The organism is Pseudomonas sp. GM84 (genome assembly GCF_000282535.1).
In the GTDB taxonomy this organism is placed as follows: Bacteria; Pseudomonadota; Gammaproteobacteria; order Pseudomonadales; family Pseudomonadaceae; genus Aquipseudomonas.
In genome coordinates this window covers 1-2261 of sequence record NZ_AKJC01000295.1, presented here as the reverse complement: position 1 = coordinate 2261, position 2261 = coordinate 1, and the positions used below count along the sequence as shown (strand labels likewise).

The 2261-nt window shown below is 64.8% G+C and carries 1 protein-coding gene; it reads left to right on the top strand.

From position 1 onward, the window contains the following. Positions 1-144 precede the first annotated feature (144 nt). Complete coding sequence (locus PMI38_RS21120; protein WP_008098526.1) at positions 145-2169, top strand: mechanosensitive ion channel family protein; 2025 nt, start codon at positions 145-147, stop codon at positions 2167-2169. The last annotated feature ends 92 nt before the right edge of the window (positions 2170-2261 follow it).

Below are 2261 nucleotides of genomic sequence, written 5' to 3'. Positions count from 1 at the left end.
CAAGCCGGCTCCCACAGTGCAATACCTGTGGGAGCCGGCTTGCCGGCGATAGGGCGCTGGAATTCCATCGAACTTTCCCCGCCCAACACCCATCAGTTCCTTGAGTAACCCTGCCCCGCTCACCCCGGCCCAAGGAGTACTCCAGTGCTGCGCTACTTCACCACCCTGCTGCTCGGCTGCCTGCTGAGCACCCACCTGCTCGCTGCAGACCCTGCTCCCACCGAAGAACAACCCGCCGACCCCGAGCCCATGCTCCAGGGCGGCCTGCTGGGTGCCCTGGCCGACGGCCTGGACAGCGCCGCCCAGGAGCTCGACCTCGACGCCCACCTGATCGACGCCTGGCGCCTGCGTACCGACCGCGCCAGCAAGGAAGTGGTACGCCTGGTCGATCGCCACAACGCCGGCGATACGTTGCAACTGGTCGGTAACTTCCTGCTGCTGACCCTCGCCTGGGCCGTCAGCTTCACCGTGCTCACCCGCGTTGGCCGCTGGCTGGCCAAACGCAGCGCTAACGGGGCATGGCTGCGCCAGCGCAAACGCGCCAGCAGCCTGCTCGGCTATCTGTTGCCATACACGCTGCCGGCCCTGGCCAGCTTGCCAGTCACCCTGTACGTCAGCCGCTTCCTCGACCCGTCGGTGGCCCGCGCGCTGGGCCTGAGCCTGGCCTACGCCACCAGCAGCGGCCTGTTCTCGACCTCGATCATTCTGTGTCTGGTCACCCTGTTCGATGCCGGCCACAAACGCGCTGCCGTGGCGGTGATCAAACGCCTGGCTCCGCGCCCGCTGTTTCTGATCGGCTTTCTCGCCGCCTGGAGCGATGCCCTGACCAGTCCGCAGATCGCCCGTCAGTTGGGCGGCAACATCACCGCCAGCATCGCCGTGGCCACCGGCCTGGTCGCCACCTTCATCTTCGCCAGCCTGGTGATCCGCCTGCGCCGCCCGGTCGCCCACCTGATCCGCAACCGCGCCCTCAAGGACCGTCAGCAACACCGCGCCGTGCAGGAGACCCTGCGAATCTTTTCGGTGCTCTGGTACCTGCCGATCCTGCTGATGATCCTGGTTTCGGCCATCCACCTCATCGGTGCCGGCGAAGAAAGCCAGAAAGCCTTGCAGAAGGCGCTGCTGACGACCGTGCTGCTGGTCTCGACGGTGTTCCTCAGCACCTTGCTGCAACACCTGCTGGCCGCCGGCCAAGTGGATGCCATGCAACGGGTGCGACCCTACAAGGAACTGTTGCGCAGCCTCGCCCACGCGTTGCTGCGCATTGTCATGGCCGTGGCCTTCATCGAACTGCTCGGGCGCATCTGGGGCTTCTCGGTGATCGACTTCGCCCTGAGCAACAGACTGGGCCAGGCGATCAGCAACTCGCTGTCGAGCATCGGCCTGATCCTGCTGGTGACCTGGCTGCTGTGGGTGGTGCTCGACACCGCCATCCAGGAAGCGCTCAAGCCGGCAGTCGGCCGCCGCGCGGCACGCCAGCCCAGTACAAGGGTACGGACCATCCTGCCCATGCTGCGCAACGCCATCAAGGTGGTGCTGGTCATCATCTGCACCATCACCACCATGGCCAACCTGGGCATCAACGTGGCGCCGTTGCTGGCCGGTGCCGGGGTGATCGGCCTGGCCATCGGTTTTGGTTCGCAGCAGCTGGTGCAGGATGTGATCACCGGGCTGTTCATCCTGATCGAAGACACCATCTCGATCGGCGACTGGGTGGTGCTCGACTCCGGCCACGCCGGCACGGTCGAGAGCCTGACCATCCGCACCCTGCGCCTGCGCGATGGCAAGGGCTTCGTGCACTCGGTGCCATTCGGCCAGATCAAGGCCGTCACCAACCAGTCACGGCAATTTGCCTATGCGTTCTTCTCGGTGCAGTTCACCTACGACAGCGATGTGGACGAATCGCTGGCGTTGATCCATCAGGTGGGGCAGTCGATCAGCGACGACCCGCTGCTGCGCATCAACCTGCAGGGACCGCTGCAGGTGTTCGGGGTCGATCGGATGGATTTGAACGGGTTTGTGCTCACGGCGCAGTTCCGCACCATTTCCGGGGGGCAGTATGCGGTGAGTCGGGCGTTCAACGAACGGCTCAAGAAGCGTGTGGACCAGACGGAGAATGTGAGTTTTGCCCAGGTTTATCCGATGCCGGTGCGTGGGGTTTCGGCTTGATGTGATCAATAACGGCCCTATCGCCGGCAAGCCGGCTCCCACAGGTACGGCACAGCTCTTGAGTACTGTGGTGTCCCTGTGGGAGCCGGCTT